The organism is Pandoraea sp. NPDC090278 (assembly GCF_044772185.1).
In the GTDB taxonomy this organism is placed as follows: Bacteria; Pseudomonadota; Gammaproteobacteria; order Burkholderiales; family Burkholderiaceae; genus Pandoraea.
This window is the reverse complement of sequence record NZ_JBIVYJ010000002.1, coordinates 17,566-36,210: the sequence shown is the minus strand read 5'-3', so window position 1 is coordinate 36,210 and position 18,645 is coordinate 17,566. Positions and strand designations below refer to the sequence as shown.

Sequence of the window (18,645 nt, the reverse complement as noted above, 5' to 3'; positions counted from 1 at the left end):
ACACTGCGGCCAGTTTTTCCCTATCGCCTCACGCACTTAGCGTGTTTCGCGTGTGACGAATACGGTAGGGACCACACGATACGGCACGACAGACAGGAGAAGATCGATATGGCCGAGGGTTACTTTCCGAAGTGGCAACCGCAGGACACCGCCTCGGGGCGCGTGATCGCCCCCGATGAGCGTCTGCCGTGGCCGCAGACCATCGCGATGGGCGTGCAGCACGTGGTCGCTATGTTCGGCTCGACCGTGCTGGCCCCGTTGCTCATGGGCTTCGATCCGAATCTCGCGATCTTCATGTCGGGCATCGGCACGTTGCTGTTCTTCGTGCTCGTCGGCGGACGCGTTCCCAGCTATCTCGGCTCCAGCTTTGCGTTCATCGGTCTGGTCATTTCGGTGACGGGCTATGCAGGCAGCGGACCGAACCTGAACATTCCCGTCGCGCTCGGCGGGATCATCGCTTGTGGGGTGCTTTACGCCATCATCGGCCTGATCGTGATGGTCGTCGGCACGCGCTGGATCGAAGCGCTCATGCCGCCGGTCGTGACGGGCGCGGTCGTCGCGGTGATCGGCCTGAACCTGGCCCCGGTCGCGGTCAAGGGCGTCTCGGCCACCAGCTTCGATACGTGGATGGCGCTGGCGACGGTGCTGTGCGTGGGCCTCGTGGCCGTGTTCGCACGCGGTATGGTCCAGCGTCTGCTGATTCTGGTCGGCCTGCTGCTCGCCTACGTGCTCTACGCCGTGCTGACGAACGGCATGGGACTGGGCAAGCCGATCGACTTCGCCGTCGTGGCCAACGCCGCGTGGTTCGGTCTGCCGCACTTTGCCGCACCGGTGTTCAAACCGGAAGCGATGGTGCTGCTCGCGCCCATCGCCATCATTCTGGTGGCTGAGAATCTGGGGCACATCAAGGCTGTGAGCGCCATGACGGGACAGAACCTCGACCGTTACATGGGACGCGCGTTCCTGGGCGACGGGCTGGCGACCATCGTGTCGGGCAGCGTCGGCGGCACGGGCGTGACGACGTATGCCGAGAACATCGGCGTGATGGCCGTGACGAAGATCTACTCGACGCTGGTGTTCGCGGTCGCGGCCGTGCTGGCGCTGGTGCTGGGCTTCTCGCCGAAGTTCGGCGCAGTGATTCAGACGATTCCGGGGCCGGTGCTGGGCGGCGTGTCGATTGTGGTGTTCGGTCTGATTACGGTGGCTGGTGCGCGCATCTGGGTGCAGAACAAGGTCGACTTCTCGGACAACCGCAACCTGATCGTCGCGGCCGTGACGCTGGTGCTGGGCGCGGGCGACTTCACGCTGAAGTTCGGCAACTTCTCGCTGGGCGGCATTGGTTGCGCGACGTTCGGCGCGATCATTCTGTACGCACTGCTGCGTGGACGCGGCGCGTCGCGCCCGGCAGCAATGTAACGGTTCACTCTGTGCCCGCGAGTATCGGGGCGTGAGACTAAAGCGGCACGGCGATTACGTCGTGCCGTTTTTGTTTGCGTGGGGTGTGTCGACGGGCGGCGCTTGCAGGTGATCGAGCAACTGGCGCGCGTAGACGGGCAAGGCGTCGCGTTCGCGCATGCAGAGCACCAGCGTGCGCAGCGCCCACGCGTCGACCAGCGGCACGATGCCGATGTTCAGTACGGCGGCTGAGCGATGGGCGGCGCTCAACGGGACGATGCCCAGCGCAGCGCCCGTCGCCACTGCGCGGCACAGGCTGTCGAAGTCGCGCAGACGCAGCCGGTAGTGCAGGGCGCGTCCCGCGCGTCTGGCGTGACCGTCGATGTGTTCGGCCAGCGCGCTCTGCGCAGGCAGGCCGATGAACTCCGCGTCGAGCACGTCGGCAAACGCAACGCCGTCGCGCGCCGCCAGTGCGTGTCCCGGCGGCGTGACGATCACCAGACGATCCTGCCGGAACGGCACCGTCTCCAGTCCCGTCAACTCGATCCAGTCGGATACCACGCCGATGTCCGCCGCCCCTTCGAGGACGGCCTGCACGACGGCGGGACTCGTCTGCTCGCGCAACGCGATTTCCACGTTGGGATGCTCGGTGAGGAACGCGCCCAGCAGATCGGGCAGGAACTCGGACATGGCGACTGTGTTGGACGCGATGCGCACGTTGCCCTTGAGGCCAGCGGCGTACTCGCCGAGTTCGCCGCGCATCTGCTCGATCTGGAGCAGCACGCGCCGCGCGTGCGCGAGCAGGGCGCGCCCGGCGGGAGTGGGCACGACGCCTTGAGGGTGGCGCATGAACAACGCTACGCCCAGCGTCTCTTCAAGGCCGCGAATGCGGGCGCTGGCGGAGGCCAGTGTGAGATGCGCGCGCTCTGCACCGCCGGTGATGCTGCCAGCTTCGGCCACTAGCAGGCAAAGACGCAGATCGGTCAGGTCGAATCTCATGGGATAGGCGATAGGCAGGGGATGGGCAGGCGCTGGGCACGGATGCGGGACGGGGTGCCGTCAGTGTAGCGGTTCGTCCGGGCGCGATGTCGACTGACTTGGGCAAGGGCGCATGGTAAACTACGCGCTTTCAAGACACGGCCGTACCCGCGACGGTCTCGCCCGCCAAGCCGCAGAGTTTTATTCGCCGGCGGGCCGTCTTGCTGGCGTCTTCAGGCGCGTCGCCCATATGAGCGCGATGCGTGTCGCACGCCCGACGCGGGCATTCCATCCAGAACAAACAACATCGATACGCGCGGGGACACACATCGTGGAGTCCGCGCATTGGTCTTTATATGTCTTTTGAAACGCTCGGCCTGTCGGCCGACATCTTGCGCGCGGTAGCCGATCTCGGTTACACGCAGCCGACCCCGATTCAACTGCAAGCGATTCCGGCCGTTCTGCAAGGCGGCGATCTTCTCGCCGGTGCACAGACCGGAACCGGTAAGACGGCGGGCTTCACGCTGCCTATCCTGCAAATGCTCTCGTCGCGTTCGCAACCGGCTGCCGCCAACGGCAAGCGTAAGGTGCGCGCGCTCGTGCTGACCCCCACGCGCGAGCTGGCCGCTCAAGTCGAAGAGAGCGTCACGCAATACGGCAAGTATCTGCGTCTGACCTCGATGACCGTGTTCGGCGGCGTGTCGATGGTGCCGCAGGTCAAACAACTCGCACGCGGCGTCGATATCCTCGTTGCCACGCCGGGCCGTCTGCTCGACCACATGCAACAGAAGACGGTCGATCTGTCCGGCGTCGAAATTCTCGTGCTCGACGAAGCGGATCGCATGCTCGACATGGGCTTCATTCGCGATATCCGCCGTGTGTTGGCGGCGCTACCTGCGAAGCGTCAGAACCTGCTCTTCTCGGCAACGTTCTCCGACGAAATCAAGCAACTGGCCGACGGCTTGCTCAAGTCGCCCGCGCTGATCGAAGTCGCGCGTCGCAACACCACGGCCGAGACCGTCGACCAGAAGATCTATCCGGTCGACCGCGACCGCAAGCGCGAACTGCTCGAACACCTCGTGCGCGAGCACAACTGGTTCCAGGTGCTGGTCTTCACGCGCACCAAGCACGGAGCGAACCGTCTGGCCGAGCAATTGACGAAGGGCGGCATTCCCGCGCTCGCCATTCACGGCAACAAGAGTCAGGGTGCGCGCACGCGTGCGCTCGCCGAGTTCAAGAGCGGCACGCTGCAAGTGCTGGTCGCGACCGATATCGCCGCGCGCGGTATCGACATCGACCAACTGCCGCACGTCGTGAACTTCGATCTGCCGGAAGTGGCGGAAGACTATGTGCACCGCATCGGCCGTACGGGTCGTGCAGGCGCGAACGGTGAAGCCGTCTCCCTCGTGTGCGTGGACGAGCATCAACTGCTCCAGCAAATCGAGCGTCTCATCAAGCGAACCATCGACCGCGAAGTCATTCCGGGCTTCGAGCCGGATCCGCACGCCGTGGCGCAGCCGATTCGCAAGAATCAACAGGGTAACGGTCGTGGCGCAGGTGGCGGCGGTGGTCGTGGTGGCCGCAATGGCGGTGGCGACGACGCGCGTCAAAGCACACGTGCGCCCCGCGAATCTCGTGAGCCACGTGACGGTGGCCGTGGCGCGCGCCAGGGCGGCGAAGCGAAGCCGCGTCGCGAAGGCGAACGCAGCGGACGTCAGGGTGGGAATGGTGGCAATGGCGGGAACGGTGGTAATGCTGGCAACGGCATCAACGTCGGCCAGTCCGCTGGACGCCGCGAGCAGGCACCGAAGCGTCCGGGCAACCCGGGTGACGCGCAGCGTGCACCCGCACGCGCCGCACAGGGTGCAGGCAATGCGCGTCAGGGACAGAACGCACCGCGCACGCAGAACGGCGGCGGTGGCGGCGAGCGCGGCGACTTCGGCCAGCGCGGTCCGCGTCCGGCGCGCCGCGACGGTACCGGTGGCGCGTTGCTGATGGGCAAACCGAAGCGCGATTAAGCGCTTCGCCGGAGGCATCGACGATGTGCACGCAGCTCAACATTCCGGTGAATTTGAGCTGCGGCATGGGTTTAAGAGATGCCGCCCGGCAGCTTCGCAAGGCCTGCTCCGGTACGCATGCGGATGAGTGCAAAGCTGCGCCTTCGCCGGTGCCGTCAGGCATCCCAAGGGCAGCTCCGGCGAGTGCGTTGCGCAAAATAAGTAAAATATTAACTTTTTGCGCCCGAGACTCTCATGATCGCCCGTGTCACCCGGCTGTTCCCCTTGTGGGCCTTGCTGCTGTCCGTTTTCGCTTTCTTCTCGCCGGGCAGTTTCACCGGCATCACGCCGCATGTCACGGCACTGCTCACCGTGGTGATGTTTGCGATGGGCGTCACGCTGACGTTCGACGACTTCAAGCGTGTGTTCACCCGTCCCGCCCCCATCGTTGCGGGTGTGGTGTTGCACTATCTGGTGATGCCGCTGGCCGCCTGGATCATTGCACGCGTACTTCACATGCCCCCCGATCTGACGGCGGGCATGGTGCTTGTTGGCAGCGTAGCGAGCGGCACGGCATCGAATGTCATGATCTATCTCGCCCGCGGCGACGTTGCACTGTCGGTCACCATCAGTGCCATGTCGACCCTCGTCGGCGTGTTCGCGACGCCGCTGCTCACGCGCTTGTACGTCGATGCCTCGATTGCTGTGGACGTCGAGGGTATGTTGTTGTCGATTCTTCAGATCGTGGCGCTGCCGATTGGCGCGGGTCTGCTCATCAATCACTTCTTCGGCCGCGTGGTGCGTGCCATCGAAGGTGTTCTCCCGCTGGTCTCGATGGTGGCGATCGTGCTCATCATCGGCGCCGTCGTCGGGGCGAACCAGGGCAACATTGCCACGGTGGGTCCGCTGGTCATGGTGGGCGTGATTCTGCACAACGGACTGGGGCTGCTCGGCGGTTACTGGGGCGGTCGTCTGCTCGGCTTCGACGAATCGATCTGCCGCACGTTGGCCATCGAGGTCGGTATGCAGAACTCGGGTCTGGCCGCGACGCTCGGCAAGGTCTACTTCACGCCGCTGGCTGCATTGCCGGGGGCACTCTTCTCCGTCTGGCACAACCTCTCGGGCTCGCTGCTCGCGGGTTATTGGCGCGGTCGCCCGACCGGCACAGCCAACGACAGCCAGGCGACGGCAACGCGTCCGACGCACTGAGTTTCCTCCGTGTCGCACACCGGTGTGTGCGACACGCAACGGGAGTCCGCACCGTCATCGCGGACATTTGCCTTTCCGTCTCTCATCGCCTACAACTTCGATATACCGTTCGCGGCGGTGAGAGAGTCTGTAGCACGGCGCCCGTCCGTGTTTTCCTTCCCCCGCTCGCCCACAGGGCGTATTCCGGCGTGACCAGCGTCGACAGTCCGCATTGCGCGTATGGCTTTGTTGCGCGATGTGCTGTCGTGGTCCGGCGTACGAGCGAGCGGTCTGGAGTGACTCAAGCATGTTGCGAAAGAATCCGCGCGGGGATTACCCCGTGGTGCACGAAACGTCGTTTGTCGATCCCACGGCCATTTTGTGCGGCCAGATCATCGTGGGTGAGAACGTCTTCATCGGACCTTATGCGGTGCTTCGCGCCGACGAGGTCGACGAAGACGGCAAGATGGAGCCGGTCGTGATCGGCGCCAATTCCAATATTCAGGACGGGGTCGTGATCCATTCGAAAGACGGCGCACGTGTGACTATCGGCGAGAACACGTCCATCGCCCATCGCTCCATCGTGCATGGACCTTGTGTTATCGGTAACAACGTCTTCATCGGCTTCAACTCGGTGCTGTTCAACTGCGTCGTGCACGACGGCGTAGTGGTGCGGCACAACAGCGTGATCGACGGACGCGATATTCCTGAGAACTTCTACATTCCCTCGACCACACATATCAGCCGCGAGACCGATCTCGCGACCATCCCGAAGGTCACTGTCGACGCGCGTGAGTTCTCCGAATCGGTGAGCCGCACGAACGTGCAGCTCGCGCGCGCCTATCGCCGGATTCAGAACGAGTTCTAACGATAGGTGGCGACTCGCCAGCATCCTGCTGGCGAGTGCGCGGTGGCCGTGAACGTTTTGTTGGAGTCCGTCATGTCTTTGAGTGTCAACGGTATTGTCATCGACGCACGCCGCGTCGCCGATGAGATCGATCAGCATCGGGACGCGGCCGATCCGGAAGCGGCGGCGCAACGCGCACTCGTGAGTCGCGAGTTGTTGCGACAGCGGGCGCGCGATCTGCGCCTGCTGGCCGAGGACGCCGGGGCCAGCGACGACGCGGTCGTCGATGCGCTCTTCACGCGCGACGTGCAGGTGCGTCATCCCACGGAAGCCGAGTGCCGGACCTACTTTCACGATCACGCCGGGCAGTTCCGCGTGGGCGACAAAGTGCAGGCGAGTCACATTCTGTTTGCCTTGTCGGCAGGGGTGCCGCTCTCCAGCACGTTGGGGCGCGCGCAGTCGGCGCTCGACGCCGTGCTCGCCGAGCCGACGTCATTCGAAACCGTCGCACAGGCGATGTCGGATTGTCCGTCAGGGCGCAGTGGCGGCAGTCTCGGCATGCTCGCGCGCGGCAGCGGTGCGCCCGAGTTTGAACTGGTGCTGTTCTGCGGCGACCGGTTGGGGGTGTTGCCGCGGCTCGTCAATACGCGCTACGGCTTTCATGTGGTGCGGATCGAACGTCGCGTGAAGGGCCGCATGCCGCCGTTCGAGCGGGTGGCTGACCGTATTGCAGCACAGTTGTATGAGCAGGCGCGCGCACGTGCACTGCGTCACTACGTGGCGTTGCTCGCAGACGCCGCCGAGATCAGCGGCGCGAACGACGAGAACGATATGCCCGATTGGAACGAGACTGAGGGACCGACGCGCGTGCAGTAATCGGCGCGGCATTACGCGCATTAGGTGCAATGAAAAAGGGCGCTGCCCGAGCTGACTTCACGAACGAAGCAGCTCGGGCAGCGCCCTTTTTTGACGTCCGTCGTCTTCAGCCGACGATCAGTTCGAGCGTGAGCGTGTCGAGGGTGAACGAACCGTCGTCCTGAATCTTGAAGTGCTGTCGTACGCTGTCCGCCATCGCCGTTTGCAGTGCCCGGATGGCGACCTGCATCGGCTCCGGCGTGCGCATGCGTGTCGTCCATGTCTTGAAGTCGAGGTCGAGCGTACGCGGAGTGAGTGATGCCACCGAGAAGCCCGCGCCTGCCGCCATCGTCAGCCATTCACCCAACGCGTAGTTGCGCACGTGCGAGGTGTCGCGCAGCACTTCCACCGCTTGCAGGTAGGTGTCGAACAGCGGTTGTCCGCTGGAGGCGACGTCGCAGATCACGACGCGGCCGCCCGGCTTGAGCACACGACGCATCTCGCGCAGTGCGGCGCCGACGTCCGCCCAATGGTGTGCGCTGTAGCGACTAAAGACGAGATCGAACGACGCGTCGGCGAACGGCAGCGATTCCGCTGCGCCGAGTTGCGTGTCGACGTTCGTCAGTCCGCGCTTGGCCGCTTCGCCTGCGACTACGCCGAGCATGTCGGCCGAGAGGTCGTATGCGACCACACGGGCGACGTGCGGCGCGGCGAAGAAGCTCACGTGACCTGCGCCGCACCCGAGATCGAGGACTTGCGCATTCGGGTGTGCGCGGGCAATCGCGGCGAGTTGCTCCAGATCGGCGCCCTGCGCATGGTTCGCGCTCGTCAGATAGGCCGATGCCTGCGGGCCGAACTGGCCGGTGACGACGGCGTTGTGTGCCTCATGCGAGGCGGTGGCTTTGGACCGGTGGGTGTCGCTCATGTCGCTCACGGGGAGTCTCCTTCGTTTGTGGGGCGGGGCGCAATCTGTCGCGTCTTGCACGGTGTATTTCGTGTGTACGGGGGCTTGCGCGACATCGATGGGTTTCACGATAATGGCTCATCGATACCGGTACAAGTTGCCTGTTTATCCTGGTATGAAAACTACCCCCATCCCTACACAGCCCCCGCCTTCGGCCGAGCATACGCCGACTTCGCCCCACAGCGACGACGCCCGTCAGCGTCGGGCGCTCGGTGACTTTCTGCGCGCCCATCGCGAACGGCTGACGCCCGCCGCCGTCGGTCTCCCGCCGATGGGGCGGCGGCGCACGCCGGGGCTGCGTCGCGAGGAGGTCGCGCAGTTATGCGGCTTGTCGTCGACCTGGTACACGTGGATCGAACAGGCGAGGGAGGTGTCGATCTCGGCCGGGGCGCTGGCGGCCGTGGCGAGTGCGCTGCGGCTCTCGCGCGCCGAGCGGGCGTACCTGTTCGACCTAGCGGGCAAGCGCGATCCGGAGCGCGGCGCCGCACCGCTGCCGCATCACGCGACGGCGCAGGTACAAGCGGCGGTGGCGGCGGTCGCCGCACCTGCCTACGCGCTGGACCGCTGCTGGGACGTGCTGGCGTGGAACGCGGCGGCGGCCGACATCTTTCGCGGATGGCTCGATGCGCCGGGTGTGTCAGGCGGTGCGGGGGCTAGTGGCACGAAGAACCTGCTGCGCTACATCTTCCTCGACGCGGGCGCGCGGACGTTGATTCAGGATTGGGAAAGTCGTGCGCGGCGCGTCGTTGCCGAGTTTCGCGCCGAATGCAGCGCGTATCTGGACGACACGCCGGTGCGCGCGTTGACCGACGCGCTGCAACGCGAGAGCCCGGTGTTCGCCGCGTTGTGGTCGCAGCAGGACGTGGTGGAGCGCGAAGGCGGACGGCGAGGCTTTCATCACCCGGAGCGCGGCGATATCGACTTCGCGCAGGTAACGTTCCGGCTGTCGGGGCACGACGACGTCAAGCTGGTGATGTTGCTGGCGTGAGTCGTGACGTCGAAGGACTGTCCGCGTTGCTTAACCCGCCGGGCGCAGCCACTGCACGAGCAGCGTAGCGGTGGCCATACCGAGCAGCGTCATGATGAGCGAGCCGCCGACGTGGACGACGACGATGAGCACCGCAGGGCCGATCTGACCTTCACGCAGCAGGGTGGTGACTTCGGCGGAAAACGTGGAGAAAGTGGTGAGGCCGCCAAGAAAACCGGTGACGACGAACAACCGCCACTCGACGGGGATCGACGGGATGTAGCTGAACACGGCAACGGCGATGCCGATGAGATAGCCGCCGCCGAGATTCGCGGCGAGGGTGCCGAGCGGCAGCGTCGGCAGGATGGCGTTGAGTTGTACGCTCAGTACCCAGCGCAGTAGCGCGCCGAGCGAAGCCCCGAGGCTGATGGCGACGACCGAAGCCAGCATGTGTGATTCCTCCCGACCATCCCACAGAATAAAAAAACGGCCAGCTGTTTCGAGCTGACCGTCCTCGCCTCTCAAGCGAATACTGCGTGCGTAGCCACTGACATGGCCAAAGGACTTAGTCCTTCGGGAACGACGTGGCGCCGCCGTGCGCGCCCGACCACTCGGCCGGTGCGTGCAGGAATTTCTCGACTTCGTCGAGCGTTTTCGTGTCGAAGTGATTCTGCTGCTTCGCGACACGCAGCACGTCCCACCACGTGGCGAGCGAGTGCAGCTCCACGTCGATGTCCTTCAGCACCTGACGGCTTTCCGGGAAGATGTCGTAGTGGAACACCACGAACACGTGGTTCACCTTCGCACCGGCTTCGCGCAGCGCCTTGCAGAAGTTGATCTTGCTGCGGCCGTCGGTCGTCAGATCTTCGACGAGCAGCACGCGCGAGCCTTCCGGCAGATCGCCTTCGATCTGTGCATTGCGGCCGAAACCCTTCGGCTTTTTGCGGACGTACTGCATCGGCAGCATCAGCTTGTCGGCGATCCAGGCAGCGAACGGAATACCTGCGGTTTCACCGCCGGCGACCGTGTCGAACTGCTCGCAGCCCACGTCCTGAATGATCACGGCTTCTGCGAAGTCCATCAGCGTACGGCGCACGCGCGGGTACGAGATCAGCTTGCGGCAGTCGGTGTAGACCGGGCTGGCCCAGCCCGAGGTGAAGATGTACGGCTTCTCGGCGTTGAAATGCACCGCGCCTACTTCAAGCAGGATCTTGGCGGTGATGTCGGAAATCGCCTGGCGGTCGATGCCAATCATGATGCGGTTCCTCAGCGTTGCTGCCCGCCGTGCGGCGCGCAGCCAGGAGTCGTTGATGAGTCAGCGGTGTGCCGCGCCCGATACTGCGCAAAAACACGCCACGCAGATGAACAGCTTACTGCGGCGGAACACCGTCTGAGGCAGCGGGCGGCGCGTCTTGCGACGAACGGCCTGCGCTTAAACGCGAATTATGCCACAAGTTTCAGCAAATGCGACGTCAATTATGCACTGAGCGTACATTCGTCGACGCACTACTACGCACAGTGTGAGCGCACGGCGCATATGAAAAAGGGCCTCCGACAGATGCGTCCAAAAAAAGAGACAGTTGCCGAGCCTTTATGACAGGCATACACTCTCGCCGAAATTCAGACCGGTCCAGACCATTCCCATGCCCAACGATTCCTCGCCTTCCCTTGCCGCACCGGCCTCCGCCGTGCCGAAGCAAGACAACGCTTACGCGAACCGCGCCCTGTGGGCTTCGGCCATCGGCTACGCCATGGACGGCTTCGATCTGCTGATCCTCGGCTTCATCCTCCCGGCCATCGCGGCCGACCTGGCGCTCTCCAGCGCGCAGTCCGGCGCGCTAGTGACATGGACGCTCATCGGTGCGGTCGTCGGTGGCATCGTCTTCGGCATGCTCTCGGACCGCTATGGCCGGGTGCGCGTGCTGTCGTGGACGATTCTGCTGTTCGCGGTGTTCACCGGTCTGTGCTCGCTGGCGCAGGGCTACTGGGATCTGCTGGCGTACCGGACCATCGCCGGTATCGGTCTGGGCGGCGAGTTCGGCATTGGCATGGCGCTGGCGGCGGAAGCCTGCGCGCCGGAACGCCGTGCGCGCGCGTCGTCGTTCGTCGGTCTCGGTTGGCAGGCCGGGGTGCTGGCTGCAGCACTCCTCACGCCGCTGCTGCTGCCCGTCATCGGCTGGCGCGGCATGTTCGCGGTCGGTCTGCTGCCTGCGGTCGTGTCGTTCGTCATGCGTCGCACGCTGGGCGAGCCGGAGATGTTCCTCGCCCAACAGCAGCAGCCGCGCGAACATGCGCCGCTCAAGCTGCTGGTGAAAGATTGTGCGACTACGCGCGCGAGTCTTGGTGTGGCCATCCTGTGTTCGGTGCAGAACTTCGGCTACTACGGCCTGATGATCTGGATGCCCTCGTATCTGTCGAAGACGTTCGGCTATTCGCTCACCAAGTCGGCCATGTGGACGGCCGTGACAGTGCTGGGCATGGCGTTCGGCATCTGGTTGTTCGGCCGTTTGGCCGATCGGTTCGGGCGTCGTCCCACGTTCATCGGCTACCAGATCGGTGCGGTCGTGATGGTGTTCGTCTACGCCCAGCTTCAGTCGCAGTTCGCGCTGCTGATCGGCGGCGCGGTGATGGGCATGTTCGTGAACGGCATGATCGGCGGCTACGGTGCGCTGATTTCGGAGCTGTATCCGACGGCGGCGCGCGCCACGGCGCAAAACGTGCTGTTCAACATCGGCCGTGCGGTCGGCGGCTTCGGCCCGCTGACGGTCGGTGCGCTGGCGGCGGCGTACTCGTTCAAGATGGCGCTCGTGTTCCTCGCGGGCATCTACGTACTCGACATTCTCGCGACGCTGTTCCTGATTCCGGAGCGTCGCGGCGAAGCACTGCTGTAAGTCGTCCCGGTAAGGCGCGAACGCATTCCCAGCCGCACGCCAGCCTTGCTGCGCATGCGGCATCACGCTTCTGGCGCAAGGTGTACACTTTGCGTCCTGCGGTGAGCACCGGCCACCGCAAGTCCCACGGTCCGACGCGCGTGAGCGCGGTATTCAGGATCGGGGAAGCGATGGTCATCACGCCATTGCGCTGCGAAGAACCCCGTCGACGACACAATCGTCGAATCCCTCCGGTTGGCTCTTCCCCCCGCCGTGATCCGTCAAAAGACGGCCGAGTCCAGACGCTGCCCGCATGCGGCACAGGCCCGGCCGTCGCCCAGTTCTTAGGTATCGAGATATGGATGAACAACTGAAACAAAGCGCCCTGGCGTACCACGAGAATCCGCGTCCGGGCAAAATCTCGGTGACGCCGACCAAGCCGCTGTCGAACCAGATCGATCTGTCGCTGGCTTACTCCCCCGGCGTGGCGTACGCCTGTGAAGCGATTGCGGAAGACCCCCTCGCCGCCAATCGCTACACGTCGCGCAGCAACCTCGTGGGCGTGATTACCAACGGTACGGCCGTGCTGGGTCTGGGCAACATTGGCCCGCTCGCCGCCAAGCCGGTCATGGAAGGTAAGGGCTGCCTGTTCAAGAAGTTCGCCGGTATCGACGTGTTCGACATCGAACTCGCCGAGCACGACCCGGACAAGCTGGTCGAAGCCATCGCCATGCTGGAGCCGACGCTGGGTGGTATCAACCTCGAAGACATCAAGGCGCCCGAGTGCTTCTACATCGAGAAGAAGCTGCGTGAGCGCATGAAGATTCCGGTCTTCCACGACGATCAGCACGGCACCGCCATCATCGCTTCGGCCGCTATCCTCAACGGCCTGAAGGTCGTCGGCAAGGACATCGGCAAGGTCAAACTGGTCTGCTCGGGCGCAGGCGCTGCCGCCATCGCCTGTCTGGATCTGCTGGTGAACCTCGGCCTCAAGAAAGAGAACATTCTCGTTCTCGACTCGAAGGGCGTGATCCACACCGGCCGCGACAAGCTCGACGAGAGCAAGGCGCGCTACGCTGTGGCCACCGAAGCTCGTACGCTGGCCGACGCCAGCAACGGTGCAGACGTGTTCCTCGGCTGCTCGACCGCCGGCGTGCTGACCGCCGACATGGTCAAGACGATGGGCACGAAGCCGCTGATTCTCGCGCTCGCCAACCCGGAACCGGAAATCCGCCCGGAAATCGCGAAGGCTGCGCGTCCGGACTGCATCATCGCGACCGGTCGTTCGGACTACCCGAACCAGGTCAACAACGTGCTGTGCTTCCCGTTCATCTTCCGTGGCGCGCTCGACGTGGGTGCCACCACCATTACGGAAGAGATGAAGCTCGCCACCGTGCGTGCCATCGCCGAACTGGCGCAGGAAGAAGAGCAAAGCGAAGAAGTCGCGCGTGCCTATGAAGGCCAGTCGCTCGAATTCGGTCCGGAATACATCATTCCGAAGCCGTTCGATCCGCGTCTGATCATCAAGATCGCCCCGGCCGTGGCGCAAGCCGCGATGGATTCGGGGGTGGCCACGCGTCCGATCAAGGACATGGACGCCTACCGCGAACAACTCGGCACGACCGTGTATCGCACCGGCTTCATCATGCGTCCGGTGTTCGCTGCCGCGCGTGCCCGCTTCGGTAACGACGCTGCCCGCATCGTGTTCGCCGAGGGCGAAGACGAGCGCGTGCTGCGCGCCGCCCAGTTCGTGCTGGCCGAGCGTATCGCCAAGCCGATCATCATCGGTCGTCCGGCCGTGGTGGAAATGCGTCTGCAGAAGATCGGCTCGAAGCTCAAGCCGGGTGTCGACTTCGAGATCGTGAATCCGGAAGACGACGCGCGCTACCAGCGCTGCTGGCAGGCGTATCACAACCTCGGCGCACGCCACGGTGTGACGCCGGAAGTTGCCAAGGCCGCTATGCGCAAGGACAACACCCTGATCGGTGCGATCCTCGTGCATCTGGGCGAAGCCGACGGCATGGTCTGCGGCATGATCGATACGTACCACCGCCATCTGGATGTGGTCGATCAGGTGCTGGGTCGTGCGGCGGGCGTCGAGAACTACGCGGCGATGAACCTGCTGATGCTGGAGAACCGCAACCTGTTCATCAGCGACACGTACGTCAACGAAGTGCCGACGTCGGAACAGCTCGCGGAAATGACGGTGCTGGCCTCGAAGGAAATCGAGCGCTTTGGCATCGCTCCGAAGGTGGCGCTGCTCTCGAACTCGAACTTCGGTAGCGTGAAGTCGGCATCCGCTCAGCGCATGGCCCGCGCCGCAGAACTGCTGGCTGCGCGTGCCCCGTCGCTGGAAGTGGACGGCGAAATGCACGGCGACGCCGCGCTGTCGGAGACGATCCGTCGCGCTGCCTACCCCGCGTCGCGTCTGTCGGGCGAAGCGAACCTGCTCGTCATGCCGAACGTGGAAGCGGCCAACATCACGTACAACCTGCTCAAGATGACGGGCGGCGAAGGCGTGACGGTGGGTCCGTTCCTGCTGGGCTGCGCCAAGCCGGTTCACATCCTGACCCCGGCCGCGACCGTGCGCCGCATCATCAACATGACGGCCGTCGCTGCGGCAAACGTCACGCGTTGATGCTGGACTGATGGAGGCATCCGCCGGTAAGTTTCCGGCGTCTGCCACCGTCGAAAGCGCATAAAAAAATCCCGCCAGTCGCTTACGCGCTGGCGGGATTTTTTATGGGACGGCTGTTTCGTCAGCGTCGGCGAATCAAGCCGCTACGCGATGCGAATTGCCATCGCGGAACTGCGTGAGCAGCTTCGTCCACTTGATGCGCGTGGCCGCGAGGTTCTGCTCCTTCACGTGCCCGTAGCCGCGAATCTCCTGCGGCAGCTCCGCGAGTTGCACGGCCAGCGAGACGTTGTGCTCGTTCAGACGCGACAGCAGTTCGTTCACCAGCGTCTCATACTCGCCGATCAGCGCGCGCTCCATGCGACGCTCTTCCGTCCGGCCGAAGATGTCGAACGCGCCGCCACGCAGGCCCTTGAACTTCGCCAGCACGCCGAACGCCTTCATCATCCAAGGACCGTACGCCTTCTTCACGAGATGGCCCTTGTCGTCATGCTTGGCAAGCGACGGCGGTGCAAGGTGGAAGCGCAGCGAGAAGTTACCTTCGAACTGCTCGTTCAACTTCTTCATGAACGCCGGATCGGTGTACAGACGTGCGACTTCGTACTCGTCCTTGTAGGCCATGAGCTTGTGCAGCGCACGGGCGACGGCTTCGGTCAGCGGCATTTGCGCGTTCTCGGTCGGCAGCGCCGATTCGGCCGCACGCACACGGTCCACCGTCTGCTTGAAGCGCTCTGCGTAGGCACGATCCTGATACGCGACGAGCTGGTCGTAGCGACGCTGGATCAGCAAATCGAGCGCACGCGGCGAATGCAGCGTGATCAGCTTGCCGCCGGTGGCCGACGACTCGGGCGCTTCACCCTGCTGCGCGAGCTTGCGCACCGTGGCGAGGTCGTGTGCGGCGCGACGTCCCCACTCGAACGCCTGCTTGTTCTTCTCGATGGCCACGCCGTTCAGTTCGATGGCGCGCGTGAGCGCTGCGTACGAAAGCGGTACCCAGCCCTTCTGCCACGCGTAACCCAGCACGAACGGGTTCGTGTAGATCGTGTCGCCGAGCAGTCGCAGCGAGAGATGGTTCGCGTCGACGAAATCGACGTTATCGCCCGCCGCCGCACGGATGTCGTTCTCCGTGCTTGCGCCGGGGAAACGCCAGTTCGGGTTGCGGATGAACTCGGCCGTCGGTGTGTGCGCGCTGTTCACGACGATGTTCGTCACGCCGTGCTGGACGCGCGAGAGCGTGTCGTCGCTGGCGGTCGTAATCGCATCGCAGCCGATCACCACGCGCGCGTCGCCCATGGCGATACGCGTGGCGTGAATGTCTTCCGGCTGTTGCGCGATCTGCACGTGGCTCGTCACCGCGCCGCCCTTCTGGGCGAGGCCGGTCACGTCGAGCGTCGTGACGCCCTTGTTCTCCAGGTGCGCGGCCATGCCGAGCAGGCCGCCGATCGTCACCACGCCTGTGCCGCCCACGCCCGTGACGAGAATGCCGTACGGACGCGCAATCGTCGGCAGTGCCGGTTCCGGCAACGGCGGCAGACCGCTGCTGTCGACCTGTGCCGTCTTGGGCTTGCGGAGCTGGCCGCCTTCCACCGTCACGAAGCTCGGGCAGAAGCCGTTCAGGCACGAGAAGTCCTTGTTGCACGTCGACTGGTTGATCTGACGCTTCGTGCCGAATTCCGTCTCCAGCGGCTCCACCGACAGACAGTTCGACTTCACCGAGCAGTCACCGCAGCCTTCGCAGACCGACTCGTTGATGACCACACGCTTGGCCGGATCGGGATATGCACCGCGTTTGCGACGGCGGCGCTTCTCGGTGGCGCACGTCTGGTCGTAAACCAGAATCGACGTGCCCTTCACCAGACGCAGTTCGCGCTGAACGCGGTCGAGTTCGCTGCGGTGATAAATGGGAATGTCGCCGACGAGTTTCACGCCGTCGTACTTCTCGGGTTCGTCCGTCACGATGACGATCTTCGCCGCACCTTCGGCCGCCACCTGCGCCACGATCTGCGGCACGGAGAGCGTACCGTCGACCGGCTGGCCCCCGGTCATCGCGACCGCGTCGTTGTACAGAATCTTGTAGGTGATGTTGACCTTCGACGAGATCGCTGCGCGAATTGCGAGCAGACCCGAGTGGAAGTAGGTGCCGTCGCCGAGGTTCGCGAAGATGTGTTCGTCGCACGAGAACGGCGCCTGACCGATCCAGGGCACGCCTTCACCGCCCATCTGCGAGAAGGTGTCCGTCTTGCGGTCCATCCACACGGTCATGTAGTGACAGCCGATGCCTGCGATGGCGCGCGAGCCTTCGGGCACGTTGGTCGACGTGTTGTGCGGGCAGCCGGAGCAGAACCACGGCTTGCGCTCCACGGCGATGCGCGGCTTGGACAGCGCCTGTTCTTTCGCTTCGATCACACGCAGACGCGTGGCGATGCGCTCGCGCACGTCGCTCGGCAACTCGAACTTTTCCAGACGCGTGGCAATGGCCTTCGCGATGAGCGCGGGCGAGAGTTCGTAATGCGCGGGCAGCAGCCAGTTGGCCATCGGCACCGACCATTCGCCACCGGCACCGTCCTTTTCGTCGAACTTGCCGTACACGCGCGGACGCACGTCGTCGCGCCAGTTGTACAGCTCTTCCTTGATTTGGTATTCGAGGATCTGACGCTTTTCCTCGACCACCAGAATTTCCTGAAGCCCTTGTGCGAACGCGCGCGCTCCCTGCGCTTCGAGCGGCCACACACAGCCCACTTTGTACAGACGGATGCCGATGCGCTGGCACGTGGCATCGTCGAGACCGAGGTCGGCGAGCGCCTGACACACGTCGAGATACGCCTTGCCGCCCGTCATGATGCCGAAGCGCGCATTGGGCGAGTCGACCGTCACGCGATCGAGCTTATTGGCGCGAATGTAGGAGAGGGCGGCGTACCACTTATAGTCGATCATCCGCGCTTCCTGCACCAGCGGCGGATCGGGCCAGCGGATGTTCAGGCCGTCGGGCGGCATGATGAAGTCGTTCGGCAGACGGATGTCGACGTTGTGCGGATCGATCATCACGGAGGCCGACGACTCGACCACGTCCGTCACGCACTTCATCGCGACCCACAGGCCCGAGTAGCGGCTCATCGCCCAGCCATGCAGACCGTAGTCGAGGTACTCCTGCACGTTCGACGGGAACAGCACCGGGATACCGGCCGCCTTGAAGACGTGTTCGGACTGGTGCGCGAGCGTGGAGGATTTGGCGGCGTGGTCGTCGCCTGCGAGCACCAGCACACCGCCGTGCTTCGACGAGCCCGCCGAGTTGCCGTGCTTGAGCACGTCCATCGAACGATCGACGCCCGGGCCCTTGCCGTACCACATGGAGAACACGCCATCGAACTTGGCGGGATACAGATTGACCTGCTGCGAGCCCCACACGGCGGTGGCCGCGAGGTCTTCGTTCAGACCCGGCTGGAAGACGATGTTATGACCGGCGAGGTGTTGCTTCGCTTTCCATAGCGAGAGGTCGAGACCGCCCAGCGGCGAGCCGCGATAGCCCGAGATGAAACCTGCGGTATTGAGCCCGGCAGCGGCGTCGCGCGCCTGCTGCAACATCGGTAGTCGAACCAGGGCCTGGATGCCGCTCATGTAAGCGCGACCGCGCTCGAGCGTGTATTTGTCGTCGAGCGTGACCGATTCTAGTGCGGCCAGCAAGCTCGGATTGACGGGGGCGTTCATGGGGTGTGCTCCTCACTCTCACTGATTTTGGGATCGCCAAAACTTCCTGCCCCTCCCGCTCTCGTGAAGCAGGACGGCAGCGTGAATGCCGGCCTTTTGGTTTTGCGCTTCCGAGGGCTCACATTCGTGATGTCACTCGTCGGGCGGGGCCTTTTTTCGTGATGCTGATGCCAGTCGGACTCATGGTAGCACCGGTGTCATGCCATTGCCTGACGACGGATGACGGTGGCGGTGACGTTCCATG

Annotated in this window: 13 protein-coding genes; 8 read left to right on the top strand and 5 right to left on the bottom strand. The window is 64.2% G+C overall.

Going from position 1 to position 18,645, the window contains the following annotated elements; genetic code table 11:
- Positions 1–108 precede the first annotated feature (108 nt).
- The gene (locus ACIQWO_RS08610) at positions 109–1,416 is read left to right on the top strand and encodes a solute carrier family 23 protein (RefSeq protein WP_402822008.1); all 1,308 of its coding nucleotides are present in this window, start codon (positions 109–111) and stop codon (positions 1,414–1,416) included.
- Between the two features lie 54 nt (positions 1,417–1,470).
- Here the strand turns inward: ACIQWO_RS08610 and ACIQWO_RS08605 are convergent, their stop codons facing one another.
- Positions 1,471–2,394 (bottom strand): LysR substrate-binding domain-containing protein, encoded by a 924-nt coding sequence (locus ACIQWO_RS08605; protein WP_402822005.1) that lies wholly within the window; start codon positions 2,392–2,394, stop codon positions 1,471–1,473.
- Between the two features lie 335 nt (positions 2,395–2,729).
- Between ACIQWO_RS08605 and ACIQWO_RS08600 the strand changes: the two genes are divergently transcribed.
- From ACIQWO_RS08600 to ACIQWO_RS08585, 4 genes are all read left to right on the top strand, one after another.
- Positions 2,730–4,391 carry a DEAD/DEAH box helicase gene (locus ACIQWO_RS08600; protein ID WP_402822002.1) on the top strand — a complete coding sequence of 554 codons (1,662 nt, stop codon included), beginning with the start codon at positions 2,730–2,732 and terminating at the stop codon, positions 4,389–4,391.
- A gap of 234 nt (positions 4,392–4,625) precedes the next feature.
- The gene (locus tag ACIQWO_RS08595) at positions 4,626–5,579 is read left to right on the top strand and encodes a bile acid:sodium symporter family protein (RefSeq protein ID WP_150577955.1); all 954 of its coding nucleotides are present in this window, start codon (positions 4,626–4,628) and stop codon (positions 5,577–5,579) included.
- Positions 5,580–5,865: 286 nt separating this feature from the next.
- A complete protein-coding gene (locus ACIQWO_RS08590; RefSeq protein WP_039393831.1) occupies positions 5,866–6,426 on the top strand; it encodes a DapH/DapD/GlmU-related protein in 561 nt (186 codons plus the stop codon).
- Positions 6,427–6,498: 72 nt separating this feature from the next.
- Complete coding sequence (locus tag ACIQWO_RS08585; RefSeq protein ID WP_402821997.1) at positions 6,499–7,281, top strand: peptidylprolyl isomerase; 783 nt, start codon at positions 6,499–6,501, stop codon at positions 7,279–7,281.
- Positions 7,282–7,387: 106 nt separating this feature from the next.
- On the opposite strand, the gene ACIQWO_RS08580 is transcribed toward ACIQWO_RS08585, so the two are convergent.
- Positions 7,388–8,185 (bottom strand): class I SAM-dependent methyltransferase, encoded by a 798-nt coding sequence (locus tag ACIQWO_RS08580; RefSeq protein WP_402823857.1) that lies wholly within the window; start codon positions 8,183–8,185, stop codon positions 7,388–7,390.
- Positions 8,186–8,339: 154 nt separating this feature from the next.
- On the opposite strand from ACIQWO_RS08580, the gene ACIQWO_RS08575 reads away from it, so the two are divergent.
- On the top strand, positions 8,340–9,212 hold the full coding sequence (locus ACIQWO_RS08575) for a helix-turn-helix transcriptional regulator (protein WP_402821994.1): 873 nt from the start codon (positions 8,340–8,342) through the stop codon (positions 9,210–9,212).
- Positions 9,213–9,242: 30 nt separating this feature from the next.
- On the opposite strand, the gene crcB is transcribed toward ACIQWO_RS08575, so the two are convergent.
- Together crcB and ACIQWO_RS08565 are read right to left on the bottom strand one after the other, a co-directional pair.
- Positions 9,243–9,641: a fluoride efflux transporter CrcB gene (gene crcB, locus ACIQWO_RS08570; protein WP_402821991.1), complete on the bottom strand. Its 399-nt coding sequence runs from the start codon at positions 9,639–9,641 to the stop codon at positions 9,243–9,245.
- Between the two features lie 115 nt (positions 9,642–9,756).
- Entirely contained in the window at positions 9,757–10,446 is a 690-nt protein-coding gene (locus ACIQWO_RS08565; RefSeq protein ID WP_039393823.1) for an orotate phosphoribosyltransferase, read from the bottom strand.
- Positions 10,447–10,834: 388 nt separating this feature from the next.
- On the opposite strand from ACIQWO_RS08565, the gene ACIQWO_RS08560 reads away from it, so the two are divergent.
- Positions 10,835–12,082, top strand: a complete 1,248-nt coding sequence (locus tag ACIQWO_RS08560; RefSeq protein WP_402821987.1) for an MFS transporter — start codon at positions 10,835–10,837, stop codon at positions 12,080–12,082.
- 337 nt (positions 12,083–12,419) lie between these two features.
- Positions 12,420–14,699, top strand: a complete 2,280-nt coding sequence (locus ACIQWO_RS08555; RefSeq protein WP_402821984.1) for an NADP-dependent malic enzyme — start codon at positions 12,420–12,422, stop codon at positions 14,697–14,699.
- Between the two features lie 135 nt (positions 14,700–14,834).
- On the opposite strand, the gene ACIQWO_RS08550 is transcribed toward ACIQWO_RS08555, so the two are convergent.
- A complete protein-coding gene (locus tag ACIQWO_RS08550) occupies positions 14,835–18,401 on the bottom strand; it encodes an indolepyruvate ferredoxin oxidoreductase family protein (RefSeq protein WP_402821981.1) in 3,567 nt (1,188 codons plus the stop codon).
- Between the last annotated feature and the right edge of the window lie 244 nt (positions 18,402–18,645).

What these genes read in the sequence shown, in the direction of transcription:
- ACIQWO_RS08610 (WP_402822008.1), top strand. Translation starts at nt 109, where the DNA reads ATGGCCGAGGGTTACTTTCCGAAGTGGCAACCGCAGGACACCGCCTCG.
- ACIQWO_RS08605 (WP_402822005.1), bottom strand. Translation starts at nt 2,394, where the DNA reads ATGAGATTCGACCTGACCGATCTGCGTCTTTGCCTGCTAGTGGCCGAA.
- ACIQWO_RS08600 (WP_402822002.1), top strand. Translation starts at nt 2,730, where the DNA reads ATGTCTTTTGAAACGCTCGGCCTGTCGGCCGACATCTTGCGCGCGGTA.
- ACIQWO_RS08595 (WP_150577955.1), top strand. Translation starts at nt 4,626, where the DNA reads ATGATCGCCCGTGTCACCCGGCTGTTCCCCTTGTGGGCCTTGCTGCTG.
- ACIQWO_RS08590 (WP_039393831.1), top strand. Translation starts at nt 5,866, where the DNA reads ATGTTGCGAAAGAATCCGCGCGGGGATTACCCCGTGGTGCACGAAACG.
- ACIQWO_RS08585 (WP_402821997.1), top strand. Translation starts at nt 6,499, where the DNA reads ATGTCTTTGAGTGTCAACGGTATTGTCATCGACGCACGCCGCGTCGCC.
- ACIQWO_RS08580 (WP_402823857.1), bottom strand. Translation starts at nt 8,185, where the DNA reads ATGAGCGACACCCACCGGTCCAAAGCCACCGCCTCGCATGAGGCACAC.
- ACIQWO_RS08575 (WP_402821994.1), top strand. Translation starts at nt 8,340, where the DNA reads ATGAAAACTACCCCCATCCCTACACAGCCCCCGCCTTCGGCCGAGCAT.
- crcB (WP_402821991.1), bottom strand. Translation starts at nt 9,641, where the DNA reads ATGCTGGCTTCGGTCGTCGCCATCAGCCTCGGGGCTTCGCTCGGCGCG.
- ACIQWO_RS08565 (WP_039393823.1), bottom strand. Translation starts at nt 10,446, where the DNA reads ATGATTGGCATCGACCGCCAGGCGATTTCCGACATCACCGCCAAGATC.
- ACIQWO_RS08560 (WP_402821987.1), top strand. Translation starts at nt 10,835, where the DNA reads ATGCCCAACGATTCCTCGCCTTCCCTTGCCGCACCGGCCTCCGCCGTG.
- ACIQWO_RS08555 (WP_402821984.1), top strand. Translation starts at nt 12,420, where the DNA reads ATGGATGAACAACTGAAACAAAGCGCCCTGGCGTACCACGAGAATCCG.
- ACIQWO_RS08550 (WP_402821981.1), bottom strand. Translation starts at nt 18,401, where the DNA reads ATGAACGCCCCCGTCAATCCGAGCTTGCTGGCCGCACTAGAATCGGTC.